General features: G+C 64.4%; 32 protein-coding genes. 20 read left to right on the forward strand and 12 right to left on the reverse strand.

The genetic code is table 11. The annotated features are described in order from the left end of the window. The first annotated feature begins 11 nt into the window (after positions 1-11). A complete protein-coding gene (locus tag F813_RS0108350) occupies positions 12-1,268 on the forward strand; it encodes an FAD-dependent oxidoreductase (protein WP_017926210.1) in 1,257 nt (418 codons plus the stop codon). Positions 1,269-1,385: 117 nt separating this feature from the next. Here F813_RS0108350 and F813_RS0108355 read toward each other — a convergent pair whose 3' ends face one another. From F813_RS0108355 to F813_RS0108365, 3 genes are read right to left on the reverse strand one after another with little or no spacing between them, the layout of a single operon-like run. Further along, positions 1,386-2,708, reverse strand: a complete 1,323-nt coding sequence (locus F813_RS0108355) for a HAMP domain-containing sensor histidine kinase (RefSeq protein ID WP_017926211.1) — start codon at positions 2,706-2,708, stop codon at positions 1,386-1,388. A gap of 40 nt (positions 2,709-2,748) precedes the next feature. Beyond that, positions 2,749-3,465, reverse strand: a complete 717-nt coding sequence (locus tag F813_RS0108360) for a response regulator transcription factor (protein WP_017926212.1) — start codon at positions 3,463-3,465, stop codon at positions 2,749-2,751. Further along, positions 3,462-3,788: a PepSY domain-containing protein gene (locus tag F813_RS0108365; protein ID WP_017926213.1), complete on the reverse strand. Its 327-nt coding sequence runs from the start codon at positions 3,786-3,788 to the stop codon at positions 3,462-3,464. Before F813_RS0108365 ends, F813_RS0108360 begins: the two co-directional genes overlap by 4 nt. A 96-nt stretch (positions 3,789-3,884) precedes the next feature. On the opposite strand from F813_RS0108365, the gene F813_RS0108370 reads away from it, so the two are divergent. Together F813_RS0108370 and F813_RS0108375 are read left to right on the forward strand one after the other, a co-directional pair. Continuing rightward, positions 3,885-4,199, forward strand: coding sequence for a DUF2288 domain-containing protein (locus tag F813_RS0108370; protein ID WP_012981654.1), 315 nt, complete (start codon positions 3,885-3,887; stop codon positions 4,197-4,199). A gap of 7 nt (positions 4,200-4,206) precedes the next feature. Further along, positions 4,207-4,602, forward strand: coding sequence for a DUF3775 domain-containing protein (locus F813_RS0108375; protein WP_012981653.1), 396 nt, complete (start codon positions 4,207-4,209; stop codon positions 4,600-4,602). Positions 4,603-4,635: 33 nt separating this feature from the next. On the opposite strand, the gene F813_RS0108380 is transcribed toward F813_RS0108375, so the two are convergent. Beyond that, positions 4,636-4,947: a PilZ domain-containing protein gene (locus tag F813_RS0108380; protein WP_012981652.1), complete on the reverse strand. Its 312-nt coding sequence runs from the start codon at positions 4,945-4,947 to the stop codon at positions 4,636-4,638. Positions 4,948-5,175: 228 nt separating this feature from the next. Here F813_RS0108380 and F813_RS0108385 point away from each other — a divergent pair, with 228 nt between their 5' ends. Both F813_RS0108385 and F813_RS0108390 read left to right on the forward strand, forming a co-directional pair. Further along, positions 5,176-5,490 (forward strand): c-type cytochrome, encoded by a 315-nt coding sequence (locus F813_RS0108385; protein WP_012981651.1) that lies wholly within the window; start codon positions 5,176-5,178, stop codon positions 5,488-5,490. An 18-nt stretch (positions 5,491-5,508) separates the two neighbouring features. Then, positions 5,509-6,804 carry an NAD(P)/FAD-dependent oxidoreductase gene (locus F813_RS0108390; RefSeq protein WP_012981650.1) on the forward strand — a complete coding sequence of 432 codons (1,296 nt, stop codon included), beginning with the start codon at positions 5,509-5,511 and terminating at the stop codon, positions 6,802-6,804. An 85-nt stretch (positions 6,805-6,889) separates the two neighbouring features. Here the strand turns inward: F813_RS0108390 and F813_RS0108395 are convergent, their stop codons facing one another. Then, positions 6,890-7,090, reverse strand: a complete 201-nt coding sequence (locus F813_RS0108395) for a YdcH family protein (RefSeq protein WP_017926214.1) — start codon at positions 7,088-7,090, stop codon at positions 6,890-6,892. A 373-nt stretch (positions 7,091-7,463) separates the two neighbouring features. On the opposite strand from F813_RS0108395, the gene F813_RS0108400 reads away from it, so the two are divergent. Then, entirely contained in the window at positions 7,464-8,234 is a 771-nt protein-coding gene (locus tag F813_RS0108400) for a carboxylesterase (RefSeq protein WP_017926215.1), read from the forward strand. A 48-nt stretch (positions 8,235-8,282) separates the two neighbouring features. Here F813_RS0108400 and F813_RS0108405 read toward each other — a convergent pair whose 3' ends face one another. Both F813_RS0108405 and F813_RS0108410 read right to left on the reverse strand, forming a co-directional pair. Continuing rightward, positions 8,283-9,266, reverse strand: a complete 984-nt coding sequence (locus tag F813_RS0108405; protein WP_017926216.1) for an IS110 family transposase — start codon at positions 9,264-9,266, stop codon at positions 8,283-8,285. A gap of 269 nt (positions 9,267-9,535) precedes the next feature. Further along, positions 9,536-10,276, reverse strand: coding sequence for a ferredoxin--NADP reductase (locus tag F813_RS0108410; protein ID WP_017926217.1), 741 nt, complete (start codon positions 10,274-10,276; stop codon positions 9,536-9,538). A gap of 149 nt (positions 10,277-10,425) precedes the next feature. Here F813_RS0108410 and F813_RS0108415 point away from each other — a divergent pair, with 149 nt between their 5' ends. Beyond that, complete coding sequence (locus F813_RS0108415) at positions 10,426-11,007, forward strand: thioredoxin family protein (protein ID WP_017926218.1); 582 nt, start codon at positions 10,426-10,428, stop codon at positions 11,005-11,007. 109 nt (positions 11,008-11,116) lie between these two features. Beyond that, entirely contained in the window at positions 11,117-11,644 is a 528-nt protein-coding gene (locus F813_RS0108420; protein ID WP_017926219.1) for a hypothetical protein, read from the forward strand. A gap of 117 nt (positions 11,645-11,761) precedes the next feature. Here F813_RS0108420 and F813_RS0108425 read toward each other — a convergent pair whose 3' ends face one another. After that, a complete protein-coding gene (locus F813_RS0108425; protein WP_017926220.1) occupies positions 11,762-12,118 on the reverse strand; it encodes a hypothetical protein in 357 nt (118 codons plus the stop codon). 371 nt (positions 12,119-12,489) lie between these two features. On the opposite strand from F813_RS0108425, the gene F813_RS0108430 reads away from it, so the two are divergent. Then, the gene (locus tag F813_RS0108430) at positions 12,490-12,696 is read left to right on the forward strand and encodes a hypothetical protein (protein ID WP_017926221.1); all 207 of its coding nucleotides are present in this window, start codon (positions 12,490-12,492) and stop codon (positions 12,694-12,696) included. A gap of 159 nt (positions 12,697-12,855) precedes the next feature. Here F813_RS0108430 and nadA read toward each other — a convergent pair whose 3' ends face one another. After that, positions 12,856-13,938: a quinolinate synthase NadA gene (gene nadA / locus F813_RS0108435; RefSeq protein WP_017926222.1), complete on the reverse strand. Its 1,083-nt coding sequence runs from the start codon at positions 13,936-13,938 to the stop codon at positions 12,856-12,858. Between the two features lie 134 nt (positions 13,939-14,072). Here nadA and F813_RS0108440 point away from each other — a divergent pair, with 134 nt between their 5' ends. Together F813_RS0108440 and F813_RS0108445 are read left to right on the forward strand one after the other, a co-directional pair. Beyond that, a complete protein-coding gene (locus F813_RS0108440) occupies positions 14,073-14,504 on the forward strand; it encodes a hypothetical protein (protein ID WP_017926223.1) in 432 nt (143 codons plus the stop codon). Next, positions 14,501-15,040 carry a protein disulfide oxidoreductase gene (locus F813_RS0108445; protein WP_017926224.1) on the forward strand — a complete coding sequence of 180 codons (540 nt, stop codon included), beginning with the start codon at positions 14,501-14,503 and terminating at the stop codon, positions 15,038-15,040. Before F813_RS0108440 ends, F813_RS0108445 begins: the two co-directional genes overlap by 4 nt. 58 nt (positions 15,041-15,098) lie before the next feature. Here the strand turns inward: F813_RS0108445 and F813_RS0108450 are convergent, their stop codons facing one another. Together F813_RS0108450 and F813_RS0108455 are read right to left on the reverse strand one after the other, a co-directional pair. Beyond that, on the reverse strand, positions 15,099-15,398 hold the full coding sequence (locus tag F813_RS0108450) for a HigA family addiction module antitoxin (protein ID WP_017926225.1): 300 nt from the start codon (positions 15,396-15,398) through the stop codon (positions 15,099-15,101). A gap of 24 nt (positions 15,399-15,422) precedes the next feature. Next, the gene (locus tag F813_RS0108455; RefSeq protein ID WP_081601303.1) at positions 15,423-15,701 is read right to left on the reverse strand and encodes a type II toxin-antitoxin system RelE/ParE family toxin; all 279 of its coding nucleotides are present in this window, start codon (positions 15,699-15,701) and stop codon (positions 15,423-15,425) included. 203 nt (positions 15,702-15,904) lie between these two features. Here F813_RS0108455 and F813_RS0108460 point away from each other — a divergent pair, with 203 nt between their 5' ends. Both F813_RS0108460 and F813_RS0108465 read left to right on the forward strand, forming a co-directional pair. Then, the gene (locus F813_RS0108460; RefSeq protein ID WP_017926227.1) at positions 15,905-16,147 is read left to right on the forward strand and encodes a type II toxin-antitoxin system Phd/YefM family antitoxin; all 243 of its coding nucleotides are present in this window, start codon (positions 15,905-15,907) and stop codon (positions 16,145-16,147) included. Next, positions 16,147-16,545: a type II toxin-antitoxin system VapC family toxin gene (locus tag F813_RS0108465; RefSeq protein WP_017926228.1), complete on the forward strand. Its 399-nt coding sequence runs from the start codon at positions 16,147-16,149 to the stop codon at positions 16,543-16,545. The genes F813_RS0108460 and F813_RS0108465 overlap by 1 nt, the downstream gene beginning before the upstream one ends. Before the next feature lie 154 nt (positions 16,546-16,699). Here the strand turns inward: F813_RS0108465 and F813_RS0108470 are convergent, their stop codons facing one another. Then, positions 16,700-17,566, reverse strand: a complete 867-nt coding sequence (locus F813_RS0108470; RefSeq protein WP_017926229.1) for an SUMF1/EgtB/PvdO family nonheme iron enzyme — start codon at positions 17,564-17,566, stop codon at positions 16,700-16,702. Positions 17,567-17,827: 261 nt separating this feature from the next. On the opposite strand from F813_RS0108470, the gene F813_RS0108475 reads away from it, so the two are divergent. The 7 genes from F813_RS0108475 (at position 17,828) to F813_RS0108505 (ending at position 25,085) form a co-directional block, all read left to right on the forward strand. Then, a complete protein-coding gene (locus F813_RS0108475) occupies positions 17,828-18,352 on the forward strand; it encodes a GspH/FimT family pseudopilin (protein ID WP_017926230.1) in 525 nt (174 codons plus the stop codon). Positions 18,353-18,516: 164 nt separating this feature from the next. Beyond that, positions 18,517-19,005: a GspH/FimT family pseudopilin gene (locus tag F813_RS0108480; protein ID WP_017926231.1), complete on the forward strand. Its 489-nt coding sequence runs from the start codon at positions 18,517-18,519 to the stop codon at positions 19,003-19,005. Between the two features lie 38 nt (positions 19,006-19,043). Then, positions 19,044-19,526, forward strand: coding sequence for a type IV pilus modification protein PilV (gene pilV, locus F813_RS0108485; RefSeq protein WP_017926232.1), 483 nt, complete (start codon positions 19,044-19,046; stop codon positions 19,524-19,526). Continuing rightward, a complete protein-coding gene (locus tag F813_RS0108490) occupies positions 19,523-20,569 on the forward strand; it encodes a PilW family protein (protein WP_017926233.1) in 1,047 nt (348 codons plus the stop codon). Before pilV ends, F813_RS0108490 begins: the two co-directional genes overlap by 4 nt. 20 nt (positions 20,570-20,589) lie before the next feature. Continuing rightward, complete coding sequence (locus tag F813_RS0108495) at positions 20,590-21,069, forward strand: PilX N-terminal domain-containing pilus assembly protein (RefSeq protein ID WP_026148213.1); 480 nt, start codon at positions 20,590-20,592, stop codon at positions 21,067-21,069. 44 nt (positions 21,070-21,113) lie between these two features. Next, positions 21,114-24,566 (forward strand): pilus assembly protein, encoded by a 3,453-nt coding sequence (locus F813_RS0108500; RefSeq protein WP_017926235.1) that lies wholly within the window; start codon positions 21,114-21,116, stop codon positions 24,564-24,566. Positions 24,567-24,704: 138 nt separating this feature from the next. Next, positions 24,705-25,085, forward strand: a complete 381-nt coding sequence (locus F813_RS0108505) for a type IV pilin protein (protein ID WP_017926236.1) — start codon at positions 24,705-24,707, stop codon at positions 25,083-25,085. Positions 25,086-25,322 lie beyond the last annotated feature (237 nt).

Here is a 25,322-nt window from a genome sequence, read left to right on the forward strand (position 1 = left end):
GGAAGCAGCGGATGCGCGTAGTCGTGATCGGGGCCGGAGTCATCGGCGTGACCACCGCCTGGTACCTGCAGGAGGCCGGGGCCGAGGTCGTGCTGGTGGATGCCGCCCCCGCCCCCGCCACCGGCTCCAGCCAGGCCAACGGCGGCATGCTGCATGCCAGCCACGCCGAACCCTGGAACACCCCCGGCGTCGGGCTGGACCTGCTGCGCTTTCTCGGCCGCACCGAGTCACCGCTCCTGCTGCGCCCGCGCGCCCTGCCGGGGCTGGCCGGGTGGGGCCTGCGCTTCCTGTGGAACAGCCGCCGCTCACTGTTCGAGCAGCACACCCGCCTGAATGCCCAACTGGCCGCGTTCTCGCTCCGGGAGATCGACCGCCTGCAGCGAGAACTGGCGAGCGAGGGGCTGGACTTCGACTTTCGCCGCTGCGGCATCCTGAAGCTGTTTCAGGACCCGGCCAGCCAGGCGCACAACCGCAGCGCCAGCGAGGCGATGCGTGACGAGGACGTGCGCTTCGAGGACTGGGACGTAGAGCGGATCATCGCGGAGGAGCCGGCACTGGCCCCGGTGCGCGACCGCCTGTGCGGCGGGCTGTTCTTCCCCGGGGACGCGATCGGCGACGCGGCACGTTTTACCGAACAACTGCTCGCGATCGGCCAGCGCCGGGGCATCCGCTACTACCCGAACGTCACCGTCCGGCGCCTGCGCACCCACCGCGGCCGCATCGACGCGGTGGAGACCTCCGAAGGGCCGATCGCGGCGGATGCCTGCGTGGTCGCCAACGGCTACCACGCCCCGGACCTCCTGCGCCCGCTGGGGCTGCATCTGCCCGTCGCCCCGGTAAAGGGCTATTCGCTGACCCTGCCGATGAACGCCGACTGCCGGCTGAACCTGCCGCTGATCGATGACGCCAACAAGGTGGTGATGACCCCGCTGGGCAACCGCCTGCGCCTGGCCGGCACGGCCGAGTTCGCCGGCCGCGACCGTCACCTGAACATCGAGCGCGCAGCCAATGTCCTCGATCAATGCCGGCGCACCCTGACCGGCCTGCCCGCAACCTTCGACCCGCAGACGATGGCGCCCTGGACCGGGCTGCGCCCGATGAGTGCCCGTGGCACGCCCATCCTCGGCCCCACCACCATCGAGGGCCTGCACCTGAATACCGGGTCCGGACACCTGGGCTGGACCTTTGCCTGCGGGGCGGCGGCACTGGTGCGCGCGGGGGTGCTGGGCGAATCGCCGTCCTTCCCGATGGACGACCTGAGGCTCTGATCTCGGCCCGGGGCGATGCGTTTCGCGTTGTTCAACGCATCCCACGATAGGCAGGACGGGCTGCAGGATGTGTTGAGCGCAGCGAAACGCATCATGAGGCAATGCAGGCCATCCCGCTTACGACGTGGGGAACACCATCCGGATACGGGCCCCATGCAGCTCCGGTGCCTGCTCGATATGCAGCTCGCCACCGTGGTCCTGCACCAGGGCCTGGATGATGCTGAGCCCCAGGCCCTGACCGGCCTCGGCAGCGCCGCGTACGTCCGCGCGCTCTCCCCGCTCCAGTACCCGGGCACGATCCGCCGGCGCGATGCCGGGTCCGTCGTCGTCGATGGTCAGAGTGACGGCCTGCGGAGTGCACTGCGTCGAGATCCGCACCCGGCTGGTCGCGTGGCGGATCGCGTTGTCCAGGGTGTTACCCAACAGTTCGAAGATCGCACCCGGCTCCATGCGCAGGGCACAGCCCGGATCGAGCTCGCTGCCCAGGTCCACGCCCTGCTGGCTGGCCAGACGCCCGAGCGCCTGGCAGGTACGTTCGATAATGGGGGCTAGCGGCTCGGGCGCCTGGAACGGCGCCGGACCGAGGCGCTGTGCCTGGCTGAGCTGGTGCTGCACCATCGCCTGCAGCCGATCGACCTGGCGCCGCATGTCCTCGGGGTCGGGGTTCTGGCTCTCGAGGTTGAGACGCAGCGCGGAGATCGGGGTTTTCAGACTGTGCGCCAGGTCGGCCAGGGCATTCTGCTGGCGTTTCAGCCGCGCGCGCTCGAACTCGATCAGGTCGTTAATGCTCCCGGTCAGGGCCTGCACCTCGGTCGGGTACGGGCCCTCCAGCCGGCCGTGGTCCCCGTGCCGTAACGCCTCCAGGTCGCCCTGCACGCGCCGCAGCGGCCACAACCCCCAGAACCATAGCGCCAACCCCAGGGCGACGATCAGCGAGAACGTCATCGTCATCAGCCCCTGCCAGAGGCTGGTGCGATACTGCTCGACCTGTTCCTCGAAGGCCTCGCGGTCCTCCAGCATCTGGAAGGTCAGCCCGACCTGGCCACCGTCCAGCTCCCACTGCACGGGGAGGCTGAAGGCAAAGAAGTCGTCCTCCGACCAGCCACGCAGGGAGACCCCTACCGCGGAAGGAGAGCGCCAGAGCGTGCGACCGTCCGGCCCGAGAATACGGGCATAAAGACCGCTGGCGGGCAATTGCAGACGGCTCTCCGGCAGCATCTCGGGGACACGGACCTCGTTGCGCCCGACGACTTCAACCAGCCCCATCAACAGCAGGACCTGGGCCTCCAGACGGGTCTCGACGGCATCCGCCGCGTTGTCGCGAAACGCCGCCTCCAGCACCCAGGCCGTGAGCAGGGAAAACACCAGTACAGTAGCCCCCGCGACCAGCGCCAGGCGCAGGGTCAGGCTGCTGCGGATCTGGCGCAGGGGGTGTCTCATGAGATGGCGGACAAAGGGGCGATGCAGCCTGTATGCGGCGTCATGAGCCCGAGGTGGAATCCGACGGGGTCGCGGTATCCGCCTCGCGCACGAAGCGGTAGCCCCGACCGCGCAGGGTCTCGATCAGCCCCAGGCTGCCGTCCGGGTCCAGCTTGCGGCGCAGGCGGCCAATCAGCACCTCGATCACGTTGCTCTCGCGATCCTCGTCGTGCTCGTAGAGGTAGTCCGCCAGCACTTCCTTGCTCAGCACGCGCCCCGGCTGGCGCACCAGCGTCAGCAGCAGGCGGTACTCGAAGGTGGTCAGCGAGACCGGCTCGTCGTTCAGGCGGACATCGTCGGTGGCGGTGTCGATCACCAGCGGCCCGAACTGCAGTTGTTCGCGGCCGGCCTGCAGGCTGCGGCGCGCCAGGGCACGCAGGCGCGCCACCAGCTCCTGGATGTGAAACGGCTTGGTCAGGTAGTCGTCGGCCCCGGCCTCAAGCCCTTCGACCTTGTCCTGCCAGCGGTCACGGGCGGTGAGGATCAGGATGGGCAGCTGCGGTTTCACCTCGCGGGCCTTGCGAATGACGTCGAGCCCGTCCATGCCCGGCAGCCCCAGGTCCACCACCGCGATGTCGCAGTGGTATTCGGTCAGCAGGTACAGGCCGGTGTCGCCATCCGAGGCGGTATCCACGCGGCAGCCGTTGTTCTCCATCTCCTCGGCGATCTGGCTGCGCAGAGCCAGGTCGTCCTCGATCACTACCACGCGCAGATTCATGGGTCGAGCTCCGTCCCTTCCTCGATCTTGATCGTTCGTACCTGCTGGTTGTCGGTCAGGATACGCACGATGAACACGCGATTCCCGTACTCGGTCAAATCTTCGCGTGCGGAGAGGACCCGCCCCGGGTAGTGAGCCTCGACGCGCGAGACGGCCTCGTCCAGGGTCCAGACGGCCGCGCGCGGGTCTTCGGTGATGAACTGGGCCTGCGCCGCGAAGGGCGCCACGAGGATCGCCAGCAGAAGCCCGAGCACACCCGCCCCGCCGATGACTCGGCGTCTCCGGCCATCGCCTTTGGCAACGGTCTCCGGTCCGGGGCGCATAGCGGTAGTCTCCGTGACGGTGTGGGCGAACAAACTCTTGCAGCTACAAGGCTATAGGCCTAGCCTGAACGTTATCTGAAACCGGATGTTCCCGTCATGACCCAAGCCCCCGCCCCCTCCGAACCCGAGGTACCTCTGGAGGAAGAAGCCGGCCCCCTGCGCTGGGACGAACTGATGCCGCATTTTGCCCGTGGCGTGGTGATTCGTGTGGCGCCCGAACTGGACTTGATCGAAGTGGCCCGCGCGTTTCGCGACGACGCCACCCATCAGGTCAGCGAATGGCTGGCCAATAACCAGGTCGCCCGCGCCTCGGATGACGATGCACGCCGCTGGGCCGCGAACGACCCCGTGTTCACCGCGATCGTCGCCGCCCCCTGGGTGCTTGCCCAGGAACGCAGCACGGCCCACTGATACCGCCATGACCTTGCCACTGGGCATCGAGGACGACACGCTGGCCCGCCTGATCCAGGCGGCGCGGGAGTTCCACGCCAAGGAGGAGGTCGTGTTTCCGGACTCGAGCCCCGACACCTCGGACGATGACTGGGCCATGCAGGTCCTGGCGGATCACGCGGGCGATCTGACGCTGCGCGAGCTGGAGGACACCCTGAGCGGGCTCGGGCCGGAGTACCAGGCGGAGCTGCAGGCGCTCAGTGCGGTCGGCCGGGGCGACTACGCGGTGGAGGAATGGGAGGGCGCGCTGGAGGATGCCCGCGACGACTGGAGCCCGGACACGGCCCATCGCCTGATTGCCAACCCGATGATCGCGGACGAATGGGAGGCCGGGCTGGAGCAGATGCAGGCGGCCGACCGTTAAGGAAACGCTGCCCCAGGCCCGACCAGGGCCGAATCACGCCCCCAGCGCGGCAGAATCGAACTGTACGGCAACCCCGTCTTCCATCACCCGCACCACCTGCGCCTGCACCCGCGGCGGTTCGCCGCCGTCCCCGAGCAGGCCGAACACCTGCAGCATGAACTGATCGCCCGGACCCAAGCCCTTCAGGACATCAATTCCGGACTGGTCGCGATCCTCCCAGGCCAGGAAGGCCCCACCACCGGAGATATCGTTCGTGGTAAGCCGTACCTGGCTCCCGTCACTGCATTCCGCCACCACCTCGACGGTCATCGGGATGCGCGGATGGCGCCGACGTTCCCCTGTCATGGCCTTTCTCCTGCTGCAGATGCCTTCTCAATGCATCGAAAAGATGGATACGTTGTGCTATATCCCAGTTCAATGATCGTTCCATCACACGATCAGGCGCAACTCCGGGCGAACACACCCGGAAGTGCATACCGGCCCGGCAACCGCACCGGGCAGCAGAAGCAAGGCAGTACCGAGATAGCTGTCGCCATATAAAAAAGCCACTTCTAGACGGAGGAGTCCGTTCACATGAAGCAATCACGTTTGTTCGTGGCGGGGCTGGTGGCCTCGCTGGCGATGGCCGGTACTGCATCCCAGGCAATCGCCGACAATGACGAAATCACCCGTGGCCAGCTGATGGCCGCTTCCTGCAAGGCCTGCCACAACGCGGCGGGCGCCGAGAAGGGCGTCCCGGATCTGGGCCGCATCTCTGCGGATGTCATCCGCAGCCAGATGCGCGCATTCCGCGATGGGGACCGTGACGCGACCATCATGGATCGTCACGCCAAGGGCTACACGGACGAAGAGATCGAAGCGATGTCGGTCTACTTCTCGCGCTTCTGATCACGGGGGATAACCACAATGCACAATTTTACTCGACGCCACTTCCTGAAGGCCTTCGGGATCACCAGCGCGGCTGCGCTGACCGGTATTGGCTGCGCCCCGCGTGCCGCCCGTAACGGCGCCAAGGCCCATGTGGTCGTGGTCGGGGGCGGCTCCGGCGGTGCCACCGCGGCGCGCTACCTCAAGCAGTTCTCGCCGGACATGATGGTCACACTGATCGAACCCAACGCCACCTACGTCACCTGCTACGGCAGTAACTGGGTGATCGGCGGTTTCGAAAGCATGGATGCCATCACTCACGGTTACCAGAACCTGCGCGACCGCGACGGTATCGACGTGATCGAAGACAAGGTCGTTGGTGTGGATGCCGACAGCCGTACCGTGCGCCTCGAAAGCGGCGGCAGCCTGCAGTACGACAAGCTGGTCATGTCTCCGGGCATCGACTTCCGCTACGACGACATGCCCGGCATCGAAGAGGCCGACGCGGAGACGATCCCGCACGCGTGGAAGGCCGGCTCGCAAACCGAACTGCTGCGCTCGCAGCTGCTGGAGATGCCGAACGGCGGCGTGTTCGTCATGGTCGCCCCGCCGAACCCGTTCCGCTGCCCGCCGGGGCCGTACGAGCGCGTCTCGCTGATCGCGCATTACCTGAAGGAGCACAAGCCACGCTCCAAGATCATCGTGCTCGACTCCAAGGACAACTTCTCCAAGCAGGGCCTGTTCGAGGAAGGCTGGGCGATGCACTACGGCGACATGATCGAGTGGCGCGGCGCCTCCGACGGTGGCCTGGTCGAGGAGATCGACGTCGGCGGAATGACCGCCCGCTCCGACAGCGGCTTCGAGCGCGTCCGCGCAGATGTGATGAACTTCATCCCGGCGCAGCGGGCCGGCCAGATCGCCCACGATGTCGGCCTGACCAACGACGAAGGATGGGTCCCGGTCGACCAGCGCACCTTCAAGTCGGAGATGGACGACAACATCTACGTACTGGGGGATGCCAGCGTGGCGGGCGCCATGCCGAAGTCCGGTCACTCGGCCAACAATCAGGGCAAGATCGTCGCCGCGGCGATTGTGCGCGAGTTGATGGACCAGGAGCCGCTCGATCCCTCCTCGGCCAACACCTGCTACAGCCTGATCACCCCGGAGCACGGGATCAGCGTGGCGGCCGTGTACAAGTACCAGGATGGTGCCCAGGCGGGCGTCGAAGGCTCTGGCGGTGTGAGCCCCTCGGGCGAGACCTCAAGCTTCCGTCGTCGCGAGGCCGAATACACCCGCGCCTGGTACGCCGGGATCACCCACGATATTTGGGGCTAGACTCGTTCACAGCCGTTACAGCTGTGAACGATGGACAGAGACGGCGCCTGCGGGCGCCGTTTTCTTTTGGGTGCTTCGGTTCGTCTCAGGCATTCAGGTCGGGGATCAGGCGACTGCGCAGCCGCTGGATGGCGTCTTTCAGCTGCAGCTTGCGCTTTTTCAGCCGCTGAATCGCGAAGGCATCCGGTGCAGGCTGCTCGTGCATCACCGCGATCGCGGAATCCAGCGCCCGATGCTCGGACTCAAGCTCCGCCAGTCGTGCACGAATCTGACTCTCCGTCTCCAACAGCCCCTCCTTAAGGAAACACTGATTAATGTACGCGCTCGCGCTCGAGTCGCTTTTGCGTGCGAACAAGGCGCGGCGACTGCCGTGCAGTCATTCTGCACAAAGGAGCCGCAACGCCGTTCCCGCGCAAAAGCGGCCGAGCCCCTGCTTTCAATGGCTTGTGGGGTTGGCACCCCAGGTTCCCCGATCCGGCGTTGCGGCCCTTGCCGGTAGAACCACTACCGACTGCGCACCGCGCCTTGTCTCGGAAAACCTGGGGTACCAACGCGAGCGTGTAGATTAGTCAGTGTTTCCTTAATTGTCTGTGCGATCACGAGATACTTCCAGCTCGCGTATCATCGCAGACCCACCCCGCCCGAACCATCCCGAACCCATGGCCATCCGCAACACCAGCCTGCCTATCGACACCCCACGCGGCATCCGACTGAACGGCGTCCTGGTCGAACCGCATGACGGCCCACTGCTGGGCCAGGCCTGCATTGCACACTGCTTCGCCTGCTCCAAGGACTTCCCCGCGACCGTACGCCTGGCGCGTGCCCTGGCGGAGGAAGGCATCGCCACGCTGCGCTTCGACTTCGCCGGCCTGGGCGACTCCGAGGGCCGCTTTCGCGACAGCACGCTGGACACCTATTGCGAGGACCTGAACGCGGCCCTGGACGCATTGAAACAGGCGACCGGCGAGCCCACCGACCTGCTGATCGGCCACAGCTTCGGCGGGGCCATGGCCATCCATGTCGGCAGCCAGCGCGAGGAGCTGACCGGTATTGTCACCATCGCCGCGCCGAGCCGGCCCGGGCATGTCGCGCACCTGTTCGGCGACATCGCCGATACCATCCAGCGCGAAGGCTTCGCGCGCGTGAATATCGGCGGCCGCCCGGTCGAGATCGGACGGGCATTCCTGGATTCGATCGAAGCACCGACACTGGACAGCGCGCTGGAACGCATGTCGCAGCCGCTGCTGCTCCTGCACGCACCCGGCGATACGGTGGTCAGCGTCGATCACGCCCGCAAGATTTTCCAGCAGGCCCACCACCCCAAGAGCTTCGTCGCACTGCACCAGACCGACCACCTGCTCTCGCGCCCGGAACACACCCGCTATGTCGCCGGACTGATCCACGCCTGGGCCGCCAACCTGCTCGATTAGCCCCAGCGCACGCCACGATTTGTAGATACCGTGTCTCCGTCACTGGGTTCAACCGGTGCTGCAGCGAGGCTGGTACGGCTGCTGCGACTTCAGCACACCGAAGGCGATATGGAGCAACTTGCGCATTGCGGCGCCGATCGCGGCCATCTTCGCCTTGCCGCGCCGCAACAGCCGCTGGTACTGCGCCCGAACGTCGGCATTGTGGTGCGCGGCCGTGACCGCCGCCATGTAGAGTTTGCGCCGTAGCCGACTGGAGCCCGCCTTGGCCAGCCGCGGGCGCCGCTGGATGGAGGTACCCGACTCCTGCTGGACCGGCACCAGTCCGTGGAACGCCGCCGCCTGGCGGGCACTGCGGAACGCCCGGCTGCGCAACGTCGCGGTCATCGAGGCTGATAACACCCGGCCGATGCCGGGGATGCTCTCCAGCAGGGCCCGGTCCCGCTTCAGGTGGTCATGGGCGTCGAAGTGGTCGTCGATCTGCCGCTGCAGCCTCCGGTGTTCCTCGCGCAGGGCCTCCAGCACGTTGCCGATCGACTCCTGGGCCAGCGCATCCTCACTGAACTGCGCCTTCTCCAGCCGGTTCTCCTCGCGCCGGATGTCCTGCTCCAGCGCCTCTAGCCGTCCCAGAAGACGCTTGAGTTCCCGCACCTCCGGGGGTTCCGGCTGCCACGGCGCGGGCGCGCGTTCGATGCCGTAGCGCGCCAGCATCATGCTGTCTTTGCGGTCCGTCTTGTTGCGCACCCCCATGCCCTGGGCGTGGAAGCGCACCTGGGCCGGGTTCAGCACATGGACCCGTACGCCTTGCTCATGCAGCCAGTACGCCAGGGGTTCGTGGTAGATGCTGGTGGCCTCCAGATACACATGGAGTGCCTCGGGCGACTCACCCGTGTTGCGCTCGAGCCAGTGGAGCAGCTCCGGGTACTGGTCCCGGCGGTTCGGGAACACCTTGGGCTTGACCTTGCCCGCCTCCAGGTCCCGGACCCACATGCAATCGAGCTTGTTCTTGCTGACATCAATGCCAATATGAGCCATCTCGTCCTCTCGCCTTGTCCGTACAGCCTCACCCGTCCCTCACGGGGGGCTTGGATACCGTTCAAACTTCGAGATGAAAAAGGACTCGGGGACCGATCTACCAATCAGGCTCAAAGCCTCAGGAGGCCAACGGGTTGCCCCGAGCCCAGTGCCACAGATGGTAGCGAACCGTCTGCGACGACACACAAGGAGGCCAGCCCTCTGGCCGATGGGGTTTTCTCGGCGTCCGATCGGCCAGAGGGCTGGCCTCCTACACCATGACCCAGGGCCTACCAGTAATTCTCGGTGGTGATGTGTCCCGGCTTGCGGCGGCGGTTCTTCTCCAGGCCTCGCTCGCGGAGGATGGCGGACGTGTCCTTCACCATGGCCGGGTTGCCGCACAGCATCACCTGCGAGTGCTCCGGCGCGATCTTGAGCCCGGCGTGATGCTCCAGGCGCCCCTCGGCAATCGCTGCGGGGACACGACCCTCGAGCCCGCCCGGGCAGGGTTCGCGGCTGACGAACGGGATGTATTGAAACTGTTTCGGGGCGCGTTCCTGGAACTGCCGGATCGTATCCTGGTAGGTCAGTTCGTCCGCCTTGCGCACGGCGTGGATCAGCCGGATGTTCTCGAAGCGTTCCCAGGGGGTGTCGGTCTTCAGCATCGACAGGAAGGGTCCCAGCGCGGTGCCGGTAGACAACAGCCACAGGTCGCGACTGTCGGGCAGCTCGTCCAGCGTGAAGAACCCCGTGGCGCGCGGCATTAGTTCTACCGTGTCCCCGGGCTCCAGCTGCACCAGCCGGTTCGACAAGGGGCCCTCGGGGACCGTGATCAGGTAGAAATCCAGCGGGGTCTCGTCCGGTGCGTTCACATAGGAATAGGGGCGCGCGACCGGCTCGCCGTCAATCTCCAGGCGCAGCCGGTTGAACTGCCCGGCCTTGAACGGCTCCACATCCGCCTCTACCCGCAGCGAGAAGAGGCGGTCCGTCCACTGTTTGCACTCCTGCACGGTCCCCGTGACCCAGCCCATATTTCCGACTCCATGACTCAAGTATTATCCAGACTGGTGCCGCGCCCGGATGGTTTCAAGCTGTCCTTCAGACGATGCGGATTAATCCGCCCCGCCCCAATCCGTATAATCGGCGCCCGAATCCCCAATCAAAGCTTAACGGAGCAACCATGGCCCGCACCCCCTCGCAGATGATCGAACTGGGCACCGAGGCCCCGAACTTCTCCCTGCCGGACGTCGTCTCCGGCGACACCATCAGCCTCGACAGCTTTCCCGACGCAAAAGGCTACATGATCGCCTTCATCTGCAATCACTGCCCGTTCGTGCAACTGATCCGCCACGAGTTCGCGCGCTACGGCCGCGAGTACTCCAACAAGGGCATCGCGGTGATCGCGATCAACTCCAACGACATCCAGGCCGTGCCAGATGATGCCCCGGACAAGATGAAGGATGACGCCCGCCGCTTCGGCTACAACTTCCCCTATTGCCTGGACGAGGACCAGTCCGTGGCCAAGGCCTACCACGCGGCCTGCACCCCGGACCTTTACCTGTTCGATGCCGACCGCAAGCTGTTCTATCGCGGCCAGTTCGACGAGACCCGCCCCGGCTCTGACAGCCCGGTGACGGGGCGTGACCTGCGCGCCGCCAGCGATGCCCTGCTGGCCGGGCAGCCCGCCCCCGAACCGCAGCACCCGAGCCTTGGCTGCAACATCAAGTGGCGCCCGGGCAACGAACCGGGCTACTACGGCTGACGCACCTGCCGCAGCGGGTCAACCGAATCGACCAAGCGGGAGCGGGCTGGCCCGCGCGCCCGCCGCGCCCGCCGTATACTGGACGCACACCCTGAACCATGGCCACCGCATGCCGCCCAGCAACGTGATCGACGGCCCGCGGGTCGCCACCTGGCGCTGCCCCTCCTGCCAGGAGGCCGTCCCGCGCCTGCTGCCCAATGGCGAGAGCAACCGCATCCCGATCTCGCCCGCGCGCATGGCACTGCCGGACAATACCGTGCGCCAGGCCTGCGAACGTGTGCAGGGGCTGCGGGCGCCGGAGATCTGCTTTGCCTGCGGCCAGGCCTACCAGGAGTTGCTGGGCACGCTGGTACGCCCACCGGCCGAGATGGGCGATGCCCGTGGCGAGCCCGGGCTCAATGACACCGGCATCATCGGGGCCCTGCTGCCGATCGCCGACCAGGGCACACAGATCCTGATCTTCAACGTGGTCGACCAGGAGCTGCGCTGCACCGAGATCGAGCGCCTGGCCACCTTCAACCCCGACCGCCTGACTTACCCCGGTTCGCGCGGCGCCATCGCCCCGCGCATCTGGACCCTCTACGAAGACCACCTGGCCCAGCTGCACGCCCGGCCGCCCGTCCCGTACCACCCCTAATAGCACCCGTCATCGCGAGGCGCGCAGCGCCGCGGCGATCTCTTGGGACAACACCAACCGCAGGAGATCCCGGCTCTACGCTACGCTCCGGCCGGGATGGCGGGGTCAGGGCACCCGTCAGGCGTCGTCGTCAGCATCCACGCGCGCCAACATGCGCATACCGCCGACCATGCAGCGCAGCGCCTCCAGGGTCTGCAGATCGAAATCTGCCCCGGTCTCGCCGGGCAACTGCCAGTACTTTGGCCGGCAGGTCGCGGGGCGCTGTGACGGCATGGCGCGGGCCGCGGCCGTATCCAGCGCCACCAGCAGATCGGCCCAGGCCAGATCGGCGTCCGTCACCTCGGCCATCGCCTGCGCCGGGCGCACCTCTATCCAGTCCTCGAACTCGGCCGCCGCGGCCAGCTCCGCCACGCGCGCGGCGCGCCCGTCCGGGCGTTCCGCGGCCGCCAGCAGCCGCGCACGACGCTTATACATATCCGCCTCCAAGGGAAACACTGATTAATGTACACACTCGCGTTGGCACCCCAGGTTTTCCGAGACAAGGCGCGGTGCGCAGCCGGTAGTGGTTCTACCGGCCCGTTTTTGACTGATGCGGGCAGCAACGCAGGATCGGGGAACCTGGGGTACCAACCCCGAAGGGGCTCGGCCTCCTTTGCGTGGGAACGGCGTTACGGTTCCCTTGTGCAGAATGACTGCACGGCAGTCACCGCGCCTTGTTCGCACGCAAAAGCGACTCGAGCACGAGCGTGTACATTAATCAGTGTTTCCCTGGTAGGTGCTTTTGAATGACACCACCGACCGGCGGCAGGCTATAGCGCAATGGATGACAACGGAGAACGGACGGCATGGCCCACCTCGACTGGTCGCATTATCCGGTGAATGAACTCAAGCTCGTCTACAGCACGCTGCACGCGCAGCTTACGCTGGCGCCGGAGTTGATGGATTCGCAACTGATGGATGACCTGCAGACTCACCTGCAAAAGGCCGCGAAGGCCGACGGCGTGGACGTCTCCACCCACTCCCAGTGGGCCGCCTGGCTGAACGACCGCTAGCCCCAAGGGCATCACTGCGCACAAGTGCCCGATCGGCCAGAGGGCTGGCCTCCTACAGGGGGTGCCACCAACGGCGGCCACCTCCATCCGGAAACCCGCAGCTTGCGCCGCCCCCGAAGATCGCCTCGGCGCTGCGCGCCTCGCGATAGCGGGCAGCCCCTAGGCGTCGCCGGCGGTGGCCTTGCGGTGTTCGGCGGCGAAGTCGAGCATGCGCTGCGTGGCCACCAGGGCCTTCTGGCGCGCAGCCTCGTCGACGAAGATCTCGTTCTTCGCAGGTTCGGCGGTGTCTTCCAGCGTTTCGGCCAGCGAGACCAGGTCGTTCATCGCCATCCACGGGCAGTGGGCGCAGCTGGTACAGGTGGCGCTGTGGCCGCCGGTGGGGGCCTCGATCAACGTCTTGTCCGGAGCCGCCTGCTGCATCTTGTAAAAGATGCCCTTGTCCGTCGCAATGATGAATTCCTGCTCCGGTCGATCCTTCACCGCTGCGATCAACTGGCTAGTGGAACCCACCACATCGGCCAGATGGATCACCTCGCGTGGCGATTCCGGATGCACCAGCACGGCTGCGCCCGGATGGCGATCGCGCAGTTCCTCCAGCGCCCAGGATCGAAATTCGTCGTGCACCACACAGGAGCCATCCCACAGCACCATGCCGGCGCCCGTGGTACGGCGGATGTAGTCACCCAGGTGCTTGTCCGGCGCCCACAGCACCTTCTTGCCCTGGTCGCGCAAATGCTCGACCAACGGCACGGCGATGCTGGACGTGACGACATAGTCGGCCTGCGCCTTCACGTCCACCGAGGTGTTGGAGTACACGACCACCGTGTGATCCGGATACTGGGCGCGGAACTTCGCGAACTCGTCAGCCGGACAGCCCAGATCCAGCGAACACTCGGCCTCCAGCGTCGGCATCAGCACGCGCTTCTCCGGGCTCAGGATCTTGGCTGTCTCGCCCATGAAGCGCACTCCGGCGACCACCAGCGTCTCGGCCGGGTGTTCCTTGCCGAAGCGCGCCATCTCCAGCGAGTCGGCCACGCAGCCCCCGGTCTCGTCCGCCAGGCGCTGCAGGGATTCGTCCACGTAGTAATGGGCCACCAGCACTGCGTTGCGCTCGATCAATAGCCGCTTGATACGGCGCACCAACTCATCGCGCTGAGCATCGGTCAACGCGTGCAGCGACGCCGTTACGTGAGCCGTACGAGGCACTTGGAAGATCGGTTTTTCGGCCACCGGTGTGGTCATGGGTCCTCATTACCCCGGCATAGGGGCAAATTATCGTTAGCTAATAGTACGACAGGGCTCAGGGCGCTGTCGTTCCTACACATTTTGGGGTCGCCGCAACGAATCCCAACCGCCCCGCCTATAATGCATGCGCCATGACCGACCTGAAGCAACAATACAAGGCGATGACGTTCGAAGAGCGCATGGACCTGGCCCTGTCCGCGGACCTCGAGGACGGCTGGCGCCCCCTGCTGGTGCGGGACCAGCATGCGCAGGTAAAGGCCTACTTCTCCCGGCGTATGGACCTGACCCCGGAGGAAGTCGCGCTGCTCCTGGCCGACCCCAACCAGACCGTGCGCCTGAACTGCGCCAAGCGCCCGGACCTGAACCCGGACCAGGTCGAGGCCTGCGTGAACGATCGCGACCCCAACCTGCGCTACTTCGTCGCGCGTAACCCGCTGCTGACCGAGGCCCAGCGGGAACGCCTGATGGACGACGAGGACGAACTGGTGCGCATCGCCGTACGCAAGGGCCCGAAAAAACGCGGCACCCGCGCCCGCCCCGGACAAGCCGAGATGATCCGTTGACCGAGACCAAGCCCGAGAAGCCGAAACGCCCGAAGCCCTCCGGACGCCGCCGCGCGCTGTCCTGGGGTATTCAGATCGGCCTGGCGCTGGTGATCTTCCTGGCCGTACGCGCCTGGATGGCGCGCGACATGGTCGAGGGCCCGGCACCCGAGTTCGAGGCCCAGTTACTGGATGGTACGCCGGTAACGCTCGCCGACTACGCGGACGAACCCATGCTGCTGCACTTCTGGGCCACCTGGTGCCCGATCTGCCGCCTGGAAGAAGGCGAGATCGTGCGCCTGTCGCAAAGCCACCCGGTGCTGACGGTCGCCATGCAATCCGGCGTGGAAGAAGAAGTGCTGGAGCATTTGAACGAGCGCGAGCGGGAACTGGCCGTGATCAACGACCCGGACGGCGCCCTGGCCGCGCGCTACAACGTGCGCGGCGTCCCGGCCACCTTCATCATCAACCCCGACGGCGAGATCGTCTTCCGCAAGCAAGGCTACGCCCCGCCTCTGGAACTGCGCCTGCGCCTGTGGCTCGCCCGCTGGCTGTAAGCCACCCCAGCGCCCAACAGCGCGGCTCGCTGCGCTCAGCGACCCAACACAATCGTGGTCACGCAGCGCGAGGTTCGATCTCGCTGCGCACGCGGTCAGCGAGTTCGATCTGGGCGCGCCTCAGTTCGTATTCAACCTGCAGGTTCAGCCAGAAACGCTCGGAAGTACCGAAATAACGCGCCAGCCTCATGGCCGTGTCGGCAGAGACGCCCCGGCGCTCGCGCACAATGTCATTCATGCGCGTCGTCGGCACGTGCAACGCCCCGGCAAGCGCGTTCACACTGAGCCCTAGCGGAGCAAGAAACTCCTCGCGCAAGATTTCGCCTGGATGGATGGGCCGCATACCGTTTGTAGTCATGCTCTAACCTCCTTCGGGAACCCTTCAGTGGTAATCGACGATCTCCACGTCCTCAGCACCCTCGTCCGTCCACCGGAAACAGATACGCCATTGGGCGTTGATGCGAATGCTGTGCTGTCCCTCGCGATCTCCAGACAGGACCTCCAGCCGATTACCCGGCGGCGAACGCAAATCCTGCAGCGTCTCCGCCGCTTGAAGCTGGACCAACTTGCGCTCCGCAATCGCTCTGATACCGGACCAACGCCGACTCCTTCCGGTTTCGAACAGCGCCCGGGTTTCCCTACACCGAAAGCTTCTGATCATGGGTACAGGATATAACGCTTAACGGTAAGCAGCAAACCAATGGCGCAGCTCGCTTCGCTCAGTGCACCCTACACCCAGGAAGCCCCCCGTAGGATGCGGTTGAGCGCAGCGAAACGCATCAAAATGACCGTGGCCAGCAACCCAGCTTGTTGACTCCCAACGCGCACAAGTTACACTTTAAAGTGTAACTACGGGAGGCCGTCATGGAAGCCACCACCAAGGACATGCGCCTGCACAGCCGCGAACTGCTCGCCGCCGTGGACCGGGGCGAGGAGATCGAGATCACGTATCGAGGCCACTTGCGCGCCAGATTAGTCCCATACCGAAGCACCTCGGCCCCGCAAACGCGCGCCGACCATAACCCGCTGTTCGGGCTCTGGCGGGACCAGCAAGGCTCGGTTGACGAACACATCCGCCGGATCCGGCAGCCCAGGGAGTTTGATTGATGCTACTGGACACGGATGTCCTGATCTGGAATCTGCGCGGGAATCAGCGAGCCAGCGAATGGCTCGACAGCTCGCCGGGATTCACAGTGTCCGCAGTAACCTACATGGAACTCGTCCAGGGGCTGCGCGACCAGTCCGAATTCCGCGCGCTGCGCCAAGCCATGCAGTACTGGGACGCCCGTATCCAGCCGGTAAGCGAAGCCATCTCGAACAGGGCGACCTTTCTTGTCGAGACCTACGCCCTCAGCCACAACATGCAGATGGCGGATGCCCTGATCGCCGCGTCGGCCACACAGCTGGGTCTGCCACTCGTCACGGCCAATGATCGGCACTATCGGCACATCGAGGGCCTGGAGATCCACCTGTTCCGACCGGAACAGGGCAGTGCCCCACTGTAGGAGGCCAGCCCTCTGGCCGATCGGGCCCGGCCTACGCCCCATCGCCCAGAGGGCTGGGCTCCTACACTAGACCCAAGCCTCGCCGCAGCGCCGAACCATTCCCCGCAGGGGACGCGCCTTACGCGCGAAGCCCCTGACACCGCCGGCCCGGGGCCTACGCCTCCAGTTCGCGCAGGACGCGGAAGCCCAGGTTGGTATCCATCTCGTCGATGTTGCGGCGGCGCCGGGCGGCGCTGCGGGTATTCACGGCGGCATCGAACCAGGAACCGCCCTTGGTGACCACCCACTCGTTGTCCGGGTCGGCGCGATAGACACCGTCGCGGGGGCAGTTCGCGTGGCTGTCATGCCATGGCGTGGAAGTGAACTCCTGCACATTGCCGTGCATGTCATACAGACCCCACAGGTTCGGCTGGAAGCTGCCGACATCCAACGGACGGGACAGCGGAAAACACGCCGGGATGTACCACCTGCGGCGCTGGCGTCGCTCCTCGTAGGGGAACAGCGAATTGAAGTGCACGTCGCGACATCCCACTACCTCGCCGAACGCGAACGGCGTGCGTGTGCCCGCCCGGCAGGCGTATTCCCACTCCGCCTCGGTCGGCAGGCGATAACGCTTGCCCGTCTCCTCGCTCAACCAGTCCAGGTACTGCTGGATGCTGTCCGGCTTGATATTGAAGATCGGCATGCGCGGCGTACTCGGCCACACCAGCCAGTCCCAGGGCTCCCAGCCGGCTGCCGCCTGAAACGCCTCCCACTCCTCGCGCGTGATCGCGTAGCGCCCCAGGGCGAAGGGCTGCTCCAGCACCACGTAGCGGCGCGGCCCCTCGTGCGGCTGATGGCCATACTCCGAGGCGTCCGAACCCATCTCGAACTCGCCTGCCGGAATGACCTGCAGCTCCGGCGTCGGCGCGCCGGAGCGCGCCTCGTCCCGAAAACCGACATCCAGCCTTGCCGCACGCGCCGCCTGTTGCTGCAGATCCAGCAGATCCGCCTGATCCATCCGCTGCACGTCCTTCACCATGAGCCTGCTAACCTCCTGATCTTTCTACGCCCCGCACACACCAACAAAACCCGTCATTGCGAGCGAAGCGAAGCAATCTCCCACCCGTACCCGGGCACTACGCCCCCTCATCAGCCGGCAGCCTGAACCACTCGCCACCGCTGCCGCCATCCTGTAGGCAAGCGCCAACGCCCGAGGTTCGCCCGCGCGCAGTGCCGCTTGCACCCGTCAAGCTGACATTTTACGCTCAAGCCCTTGTTTGGACTCAGGGAGGAGTCGAACATGTCCTGCTCGCGTGGCTTCACGTTGGTGGAGTTAATGGTCACCCTGCTGGTGGCCTCGATCCTGCTCGGTATCGGGGCACCCGCCTTCGGCAACCTCGTCGAACAGACCCGCCTCACCACCACAACCAACCAGTTCCTGACCACCCTGCACATGACCCGCAGCGAGGCCATCCGCCGTGGCAGCCTGGTCACGCTGTGCACCTCAGCCGACGGCGCCACCTGCACCGACACAAGCTGGGACGCTGGCTGGATCCTGTTCGCCAACCCAGGCCGAATCGACCAGCCAACCGGGCCGGACCGCATCCTGCGCGTGGGCAATGCCTGGACCGGCGCGAATGTCACAGTGTCCGGCAACCAGCCCGTCAGCCAGAACATCTCCTACAACGCCCTCGGCCAGTCCGAACGCCTGTCGGGTGCGCTCCTGATGGGCACCGTGTCGATCTGCTCCACAGGAGACGAAGGCCGCGCCATCATCATCAGCAGTGCCGGCCGCCCCCGCGTCGCCACCGCCGACTGCACCTGATCCCAGGCTCCACCCGGCGGAATCCCCGTCGACTATCGCGGCGCCGCCAGGGCCGCGAACACCGCTCGTGGCCGCGATTCGACCACTGACCCGGTCGGGCCTTGCAGGACCGCCGCCGCGCGCTTATCACTAGAGTCACGGAAACCCCGAACGGCTGATGCCCAATGACCCGACCCCACGGATTCACGCTCGTCGAACTGATGGTCACCCTCGCGGTGCTTGCGATTTTGGCGTCGATCGCCGTGCCGAGCTTTCGATTCATTATCGAGAACAACCGTGTCACAACCGCAGCCAACGAGCTAACCACCGCCTTCAACTATGCGCGAAGCGAAGCCGTCAGGAGAGGCTTGCCGGTATCCGTATGTCCGCTGGGCGGCGGATGGGCGGATGGGTGGCAGGTCGTCCGCAGCGAAGGCTGTGGCGGCGACCTGCTCCGCGAGTGGACCGAACTCCCGGCGCGGGTAACGATCATCGCTTCCGGGGACGATGACTTCCTCGCATTCGATGCCCTCGGGGGGCGGATGGACACGGATGACGAAGACGCCGAATTCGCCTTCGTCATTCAACCCGAGGACTGCGCCGGAGGCGAACGCGCCCGCGAAATCTACGTCGGCCCCGGCGGCCGCTCGTCCGTGCAACGCATCTCGTGCTGACACGCCAAGACCGCCGACGACCCAACCAGGATCTTCCAATGGCCAGACCGATCCCGCCAAAGCACTCGAAGCGCCGAGCCATCGGCGTCACCTTGATCGAGGTATTGGTAGCACTGCTCGTACTTTCCATCGGGCTGATCGGCGTAGCTGCCCTGCAAGCGAATGCCCTTCAAGCCAACCATGGCTCCCAACTTCGCTCTCAAGCGACCAATCTGGCGTATGACATCACGGACCGCATGCGGGCGAACCGGCAGGACGCTCTAAACAACGCCTACGTCGGCGAGTACGACGCGGTGACATGCCCCAACGACGCTGCCGACCTGCCAAGCCTCACGGGCAGCCTGGCAGAACGCGACATCACCGAGTGGCGCGTGGCCCTTGCCTGCGGTCTCCCCAGTGGCCGCGCCCAGATCAGCCGTAGCGGAGATGAATTCACAATCCGCATCCGGTGGGACAACGACCGCCTCGCGGAAGACGAAAGCGAAGAAGTCGAAGAATTTGTGACCAGGACCGAGATATGAGCGCCCGCCGAGCCCTGACAATCTCCCTTTCCAGTGCAGTCCGCGGCCTGACGCTGGTGGAGCTGATGGTCGCCATGCTGATCGGGCTCCTCCTGATCGGGGGCACAATCAGCATCTTCATCAGCACCCAGCAAACCTACCGCACTCAAGAGGCGATGTCCCGCGTTCAGGAGTCGGGCCGCTTCGCGATCGAACGCATTGCACGCGATGCGCGACAGGCGGGGCATGGCGGATGCATCGGAAACACCACCATCAACCTGCTAGACCAAAGCCACTCGGCGTACGACCCCAACCTGCACACGGTTAGTGCAGGCTTCCCCGAACCGAGTGCAGGCCCTCCTAGTGGCTTCAGTGCGGTTTACGGCGACCAGCTACGGATTGCGTACTCGGCCCCCTTACAAGACCTTGACCTCATCGCGGACGGCGGGGCACCCAACATCCAGTTCGCTAGTGCCGGGAACACAACAGGTATCCGACAAGGCCAGATTGTCACCGTCTCCGATCAATCCGGTGACGTTTGCGAGACATTCATGAACGTTCCCTCAGGACAAGCGGCTGTGTTGAACCGTGCCGGTGGGGTTGCGGGGCACCCCCCCGGAAACATCAATCAGCCCGCCGGAAATTACACGGAGTTCTTTGGACAGCTTACGGTTCATGAGCTTAACAACGTCACGTATTTTGTCGCCGACTCTCAGTCGACCCCAGGTGTACGGAGTCTTTATCGCTGGGCACCGCTGAGTTCGAATGACAGCCCCCGGGAAGTCGCTGAAGGCATCTACGACATGAGCATCGAGTATGGTCTCGACGACAGCGATGACGCACGCGTGGACCGTTACGTAGCCCCCGGTGATATGACCACCGGAGACTGGGAAAACGCAGCGGCCGTTCGCGTACACCTCCTGGTCAACAATGGTTCGGAAGACAACGTGGTGGAGGAGGCGCGCTCCAACCTCTACTTCGGCGGCACCCTGTTCGACGCTCCCGACCGGCGTCTTTACCAGACGTTCACCACCACCATTGCCGCACGCAACCTCCTCGAGTGAGTCGCAAGGACGGAATGACCATGGCCCCTTCCTTTTTCCCCCACCGGAATCCTGATTGCACCCGGCAGACGGGCTCCGCCCTGATCGTGGCGCTGATCCTGCTTCTGGTGATCACCATTCTGGCTGTTGCCGGCATGCAGAACACCGTCCTCCAGGAGCGCATGGCGGGCAACATGCACGACCGCAACATCGCCTTTCAGCAGGCCGAAAGCGGCCTTCGAGATGGCGCGCGAAACCTGAACGATGCCCAAGACCCGGTCGATTTCCCGCCCGCCAGCGCCGAAAAATGGGACGAAGAACTCGACGTGAGCGCAACGCGCAGCTTTGCCTACTTCATCGAGCGTCTCGATATATCAGGTCCGTCTTGTCCGCCGGGCCAGGTGTGCCCCGAAGATTTCGGCGCCCAGACCTTCGGACAAGCATTCAGGATCACCTCCAAGGGTGTCGGGGGTACGGAGGATGCGATCGTGATCCTCCAAGCAGTCGTTCGCTCGAACTGATTCAGCGCTCCACGCGAATCAACTTGCCACAAGAGAACAACACCATGGCCACACACCGCTCAAGCAAAAATCCGCCCCCCACGCCGCGCCTGTCGCGCCGCAAGGTCGCCATTGCGGTCGCGGCGGCCATGATGAGCTTCTCGGGCACGGCGCATGGCATCAACCTGGCCAACACCCCGCTGTTCCTGCAGGACTCCGCGCTCCCGCCGAACATCCTGTTTATCCCGGACACGTCCGAAAGCATGCAGGAAGGCCTGGACGGACGCGTAGCTGCCGATTGGAACAACCCAAGCTGTATCCCGGGGGACGACGTGGACGCAGACAACTGCGTATCCGGGGCCGCGCACCCGGACAGCAAAGGCAGCATCGTCAAGCAGGTTGGGATGCAATTGGTTAATTCCTATCGGGGCCAGGTCAACCTGGGCTTGCTGTCATATCAGCAAAACCCGGCGGGGCATGTGCGTGACAACGTATTCGAATCCACGACCCCCAATGAAACGGTCCTTTGGAGGCTCGCCCACCGTGCGGGCGATGTTCGCTACGCCAACAACCCGAATCCGCCCTTCTACGACGCCGATTTCACCGGTGACCTTCGATCCGATACCAAACGGTTTCGTGAACCGCATCCGCAGCTTGACGGCTGGTACATTTTCTATAATTTCGCAATCCCCGGTTACATACGGGACAGCAGTGGCGATTGGCCGCTTGATCCGGACCGGGATGACTTCACCAGTTTCTTCCATGACTTTCCGAACGACCAGACCACTTCGGGGGGGTTTACATTCCCGTTTCGTCAATTCGAAACAGCCAGGCTTCCTGGACAGACCGGTTCACATACGGACCCAGACAGCCAAAAGAGGTACAACGACCAAGTGTCCAGTTTTTGGCGGATAACGATCACGGACAGCATGCGGAACCGTGGGTTGCCGGAAGAAGCAGATTGGGGAGAACGGATTTCGTACGCCCCCACGGGCCAGAGTGAATGGCGCACCAACACATCCCCGGGACTCGGCTTTCTTCATGTTCCCATCGGCGGCTTTGACGCCGATGGGAACGTCGACCAGGATCACTGGGACGCAGTGGTGAGCAAACTGCAGCCCCAGCGCCACGACTGGGACATTGGGGATGGCAATGTGCTGGTCGACCCCGACTGGCCCCTGATCAACGCCGGATTGACGCCACTCGAAGGCACTATGCAAACGGCGCGGGACTATTTCCTGGATTTCGCCCACCCGGAGGAAAGGGGCAACATGACCGGAGTTTCTGGTCCCAACTTCGGTAATAACCAAGGGCGCAATAATGCGCAGCAGATCCCAAGAAGCTGCGATATCAATGCGGCAATTTGGGTCACCGACGGGATGCCGTCCGTTGCTGCCGATGGAACGGGCCTGGGTGACGACTTGCCACAAGCACTCGAAGACGCAGCCGCGTCCATCGCCGCCTTCTACAACGATACCGGGGTTGAAGTTCACGTTGTCGGCTTCGGTCTACCGCCGGGCGTCTCCGACATCCCCGGAATCCCCGAAGATCCATTGGATATTCTTGCCGAGGCAGGCGGGACTGGCAGCGCATACGATGCAACAGACGAGGCGAGTCTTGACGCCGCAATGACGCAAATCTTCGAGACGATCATCGCGCAGGCCACCGGGAGTGCTTCGTCGGTCGCCGCTGCCTCGACCAGCTTCCAGCCGGACGGCACCAACCTCCTTTTCCAAGCATCATTCAACTCGAATGACTGGTCGGGTGACGTTACAGCCTTCGACTTCATATTCGGCCAGGGCACCTTTACCCAGCAATGGAGCGCTGCAAGCATGCTGCCAAGCGCCGCCCAGCGAAACATCTTCTCGCACGATGGCAATGAGGGCATCCGCTTCACCTGGGAGAGCGTGGGTGGTGACCAAGGGCTAAGTGACACACAGAAGGGCCTTCTGAACGACGATCCGGATCTGCTGGCCTATCTGCGCGGGGACCAGAGCAACGAAATCCAGAACGGCGGGGACCTGCGCAACCGCTCGACCCCCCTGGGCGACTTCGTCAATTCCAACCCCGCCTTCCAGGGGCCGGCCCTTAATTTCGGCTATTCGCAGCTGTCTGGCTACTCACAGTTCCGTGCCGATAATCAGGATGTGCCTGAAGTGGTCTACGTGGGCGGAAACGCCGGCATGCTGCATGCCTTCGACGCGCAAACCGGCGAAGAGTTGTTCGCCTACGTCCCGAACGCAATCTTCGACAAGCTCCCGGATCTGGCCGATCCGGACTACAGCCATCGATTCTTTGTGGATGGCCAGCAAACGATCGCCCATGCCCAGATTGGGGGCGATTGGCGCACCGTTCTGATTGGTACGCTGGGCGCTGGCGCCCGCGGGATCTACGCCCTGGATGTCACGGACCCAACCGACTTCTCGGCCGATAACATCCTGTGGGAACTCACTGGAGATGATCTGGACGCACTCGGCTATACGTTTGGTGCGCCAACAGTTGCCCGTACGGCCAATGGTCAATGGTCGGTACTCTTTGCCAACGGCTATGGCAGCAATGACGACGAGGCCGTGCTGATGATCGCCAACCTGGCATCGGGAGCCATGACCGAGGTCGAAACCGGCGCCACCGGCGGCAATGGACTGTCCGAAGCGACTTTCCGCGCCAACGCGTCCGGGGTAATTCAGGACGGTTTCGCGGGTGACTTGCAGGGCAACCTGTGGAAGTTTGATATCAGCAACGAAAACACCACCAATCAGTGGGATGCCGACCTACATTTTCAGGCCATGGGGCCGAATGGCGAAACGCAGCCGATCACAGCACGTCCCACAGTGGGCAGCCACCCCAATGGCGGCTCGATCGTGCTCTTCGGCACCGGAAAGTACCTGGAAAACGCCGACAACCAGGTGCCAAACCCCGCGCCGGTGCAAAGCTTTTATGGTATCCGCGACTACGACGGCGTCTCCACCCCAGTCAGCCGGAACAACCTCTTGCGCCACGAATTCATCGGTTCGGGGACGATAGGCGAGTTTTCCGTTCGCGCGACCACCGCTGGTGACAATTTCGACGCCGACGTTCATGACGGGTGGTACATCGACCTCGACTATCCCGATCCCCGGGGCGAGCGCGTGGTCGAGCGCGCCCAGATCATCGGAGGACGCGTGGAATTCGTAACCCTGACCCCGTCCGATGACCCCTGCGCCGGTGGAGGTACGTCGTCGATCGTAGCCCTCGATGCGGCCACGGGTAGCCGACCGAACGATCCGGTGTTCGATCTCAACCGTGACGGCCTGTTTGACGAAAGCGAAACCATCACGATCAATGGCGAGCAAGTGCCGGTCAGCGCAGTGGACCCCGGCCGCGGCATTATCGGTACCCCCACCATCGTTCGCAGCCCGGATGGGGGCATCACCCGAGTGATCGGTGGCACTGACGTCCTGGGTGGAGACTCACTGGACGAAATTGGTGGTCCCGGAACTGCCGGCCAGCGGCCCCGCTCGTGGATTCAAATCCGCTAGTCACAACAAACAAGCACGCCGGATGACGGAACCAACCTGGCAGGAAGGGCATTTAGTTCCGGCGCATGCGGCACCCGAGGGTGCTTTCGAACACCAAGGGCTGGGGCTTCACAGCCCCCGGCAGAGGAGACAGGAAAAATGACGCGTCGACAAAAGCACGTCGGCTTCACGCTGATCGAACTCATGATCGTCGTTGCCATCATCGGGATTCTCGCTGCAATCGCCTTTCCGGCCTACGGCCGCTACGTCGAACGCGCACAGATTTCCGATGGGACCTCCGCACTCCTAGGGGCCGCGCAGCGGATGGAGCGATGCTTTACGTCTGAGATGACTTATGCCAACTGCACGATCGCGAACGAATCCCCGGAAGGCTATTACTCGCTGGCCGTTACCTCTGCGGACAACAGTTCTTTCTTGATTACCGCGAGCGGTCAAGAAGGACGGGTCCAGACTGGCACCTGCAGCAGCATGACCGTCAATCACCAAGGCGCCCGCACACCAACAGACGATTGCTGGTAGGACCTTCAAATCGACAGGGGACGGAAACGGGGAAACCGGAAACGGGGACCGGAAACGGGGACAGATTTATTTTCGGTCTCGGACGGAAACGGGGACCGGAAACGGGGACAGATTTATTTTCGGTCTCGGACGGAAACGGGGACGGACGGAAACGGGGACAGATTTATTTTCGGTCTCCATCCCTGCTGTTTTCCTCGGCCTTACGCGGCTTTCCGATACGTTGGGTCTGGTAGCTGG

The sequence above is a fragment of the Thioalkalivibrio sp. HL-Eb18 genome, assembly GCF_000364985.1.
GTDB lineage: Bacteria > Pseudomonadota > Gammaproteobacteria > Ectothiorhodospirales > Ectothiorhodospiraceae > Thioalkalivibrio.

Bases quoted from the DNA above. Each gene is read 5' to 3' on its own strand.
- F813_RS0108380 (WP_012981652.1), bottom strand. From the start codon at position 4,947: ATGACAGGGGAACGTCGGCGCCATCCGCGCATCCCGATGACCGTCGAG.
- F813_RS0108505 (WP_017926236.1), top strand. From the start codon at position 24,705: ATGACGCGTCGACAAAAGCACGTCGGCTTCACGCTGATCGAACTCATG.
- F813_RS0108460 (WP_017926227.1), top strand. From the start codon at position 15,905: ATGGAAGCCACCACCAAGGACATGCGCCTGCACAGCCGCGAACTGCTC.
- F813_RS0108455 (WP_081601303.1), bottom strand. From the start codon at position 15,701: ATGATCAGAAGCTTTCGGTGTAGGGAAACCCGGGCGCTGTTCGAAACC.
- F813_RS0108390 (WP_012981650.1), top strand. From the start codon at position 5,509: ATGCACAATTTTACTCGACGCCACTTCCTGAAGGCCTTCGGGATCACC.
- F813_RS0108415 (WP_017926218.1), top strand. From the start codon at position 10,426: ATGGCCCGCACCCCCTCGCAGATGATCGAACTGGGCACCGAGGCCCCG.
- F813_RS0108420 (WP_017926219.1), top strand. From the start codon at position 11,117: ATGCCGCCCAGCAACGTGATCGACGGCCCGCGGGTCGCCACCTGGCGC.
- F813_RS0108500 (WP_017926235.1), top strand. From the start codon at position 21,114: ATGGCCACACACCGCTCAAGCAAAAATCCGCCCCCCACGCCGCGCCTG.
- F813_RS0108480 (WP_017926231.1), top strand. From the start codon at position 18,517: ATGACCCGACCCCACGGATTCACGCTCGTCGAACTGATGGTCACCCTC.
- pilV (WP_017926232.1), top strand. From the start codon at position 19,044: ATGGCCAGACCGATCCCGCCAAAGCACTCGAAGCGCCGAGCCATCGGC.
- F813_RS0108350 (WP_017926210.1), top strand. From the start codon at position 12: ATGCGCGTAGTCGTGATCGGGGCCGGAGTCATCGGCGTGACCACCGCC.
- F813_RS0108475 (WP_017926230.1), top strand. From the start codon at position 17,828: ATGTCCTGCTCGCGTGGCTTCACGTTGGTGGAGTTAATGGTCACCCTG.
- F813_RS0108450 (WP_017926225.1), bottom strand. From the start codon at position 15,398: ATGACTACAAACGGTATGCGGCCCATCCATCCAGGCGAAATCTTGCGC.
- F813_RS0108410 (WP_017926217.1), bottom strand. From the start codon at position 10,276: ATGGGCTGGGTCACGGGGACCGTGCAGGAGTGCAAACAGTGGACGGAC.
- F813_RS0108425 (WP_017926220.1), bottom strand. From the start codon at position 12,118: ATGTATAAGCGTCGTGCGCGGCTGCTGGCGGCCGCGGAACGCCCGGAC.
- F813_RS0108355 (WP_017926211.1), bottom strand. From the start codon at position 2,708: ATGAGACACCCCCTGCGCCAGATCCGCAGCAGCCTGACCCTGCGCCTG.
- F813_RS0108370 (WP_012981654.1), top strand. From the start codon at position 3,885: ATGACCCAAGCCCCCGCCCCCTCCGAACCCGAGGTACCTCTGGAGGAA.
- F813_RS0108385 (WP_012981651.1), top strand. From the start codon at position 5,176: ATGAAGCAATCACGTTTGTTCGTGGCGGGGCTGGTGGCCTCGCTGGCG.
- F813_RS0108360 (WP_017926212.1), bottom strand. From the start codon at position 3,465: ATGAATCTGCGCGTGGTAGTGATCGAGGACGACCTGGCTCTGCGCAGC.
- nadA (WP_017926222.1), bottom strand. From the start codon at position 13,938: ATGACCACACCGGTGGCCGAAAAACCGATCTTCCAAGTGCCTCGTACG.
- F813_RS0108400 (WP_017926215.1), top strand. From the start codon at position 7,464: ATGGCCATCCGCAACACCAGCCTGCCTATCGACACCCCACGCGGCATC.
- F813_RS0108495 (WP_026148213.1), top strand. From the start codon at position 20,590: ATGGCCCCTTCCTTTTTCCCCCACCGGAATCCTGATTGCACCCGGCAG.
- F813_RS0108440 (WP_017926223.1), top strand. From the start codon at position 14,073: ATGACCGACCTGAAGCAACAATACAAGGCGATGACGTTCGAAGAGCGC.
- F813_RS0108375 (WP_012981653.1), top strand. From the start codon at position 4,207: ATGACCTTGCCACTGGGCATCGAGGACGACACGCTGGCCCGCCTGATC.
- F813_RS0108470 (WP_017926229.1), bottom strand. From the start codon at position 17,566: ATGGTGAAGGACGTGCAGCGGATGGATCAGGCGGATCTGCTGGATCTG.
- F813_RS0108490 (WP_017926233.1), top strand. From the start codon at position 19,523: ATGAGCGCCCGCCGAGCCCTGACAATCTCCCTTTCCAGTGCAGTCCGC.
- F813_RS0108430 (WP_017926221.1), top strand. From the start codon at position 12,490: ATGGCCCACCTCGACTGGTCGCATTATCCGGTGAATGAACTCAAGCTC.
- F813_RS0108405 (WP_017926216.1), bottom strand. From the start codon at position 9,266: ATGGCTCATATTGGCATTGATGTCAGCAAGAACAAGCTCGATTGCATG.
- F813_RS0108365 (WP_017926213.1), bottom strand. From the start codon at position 3,788: ATGCGCCCCGGACCGGAGACCGTTGCCAAAGGCGATGGCCGGAGACGC.
- F813_RS0108465 (WP_017926228.1), top strand. From the start codon at position 16,147: ATGCTACTGGACACGGATGTCCTGATCTGGAATCTGCGCGGGAATCAG.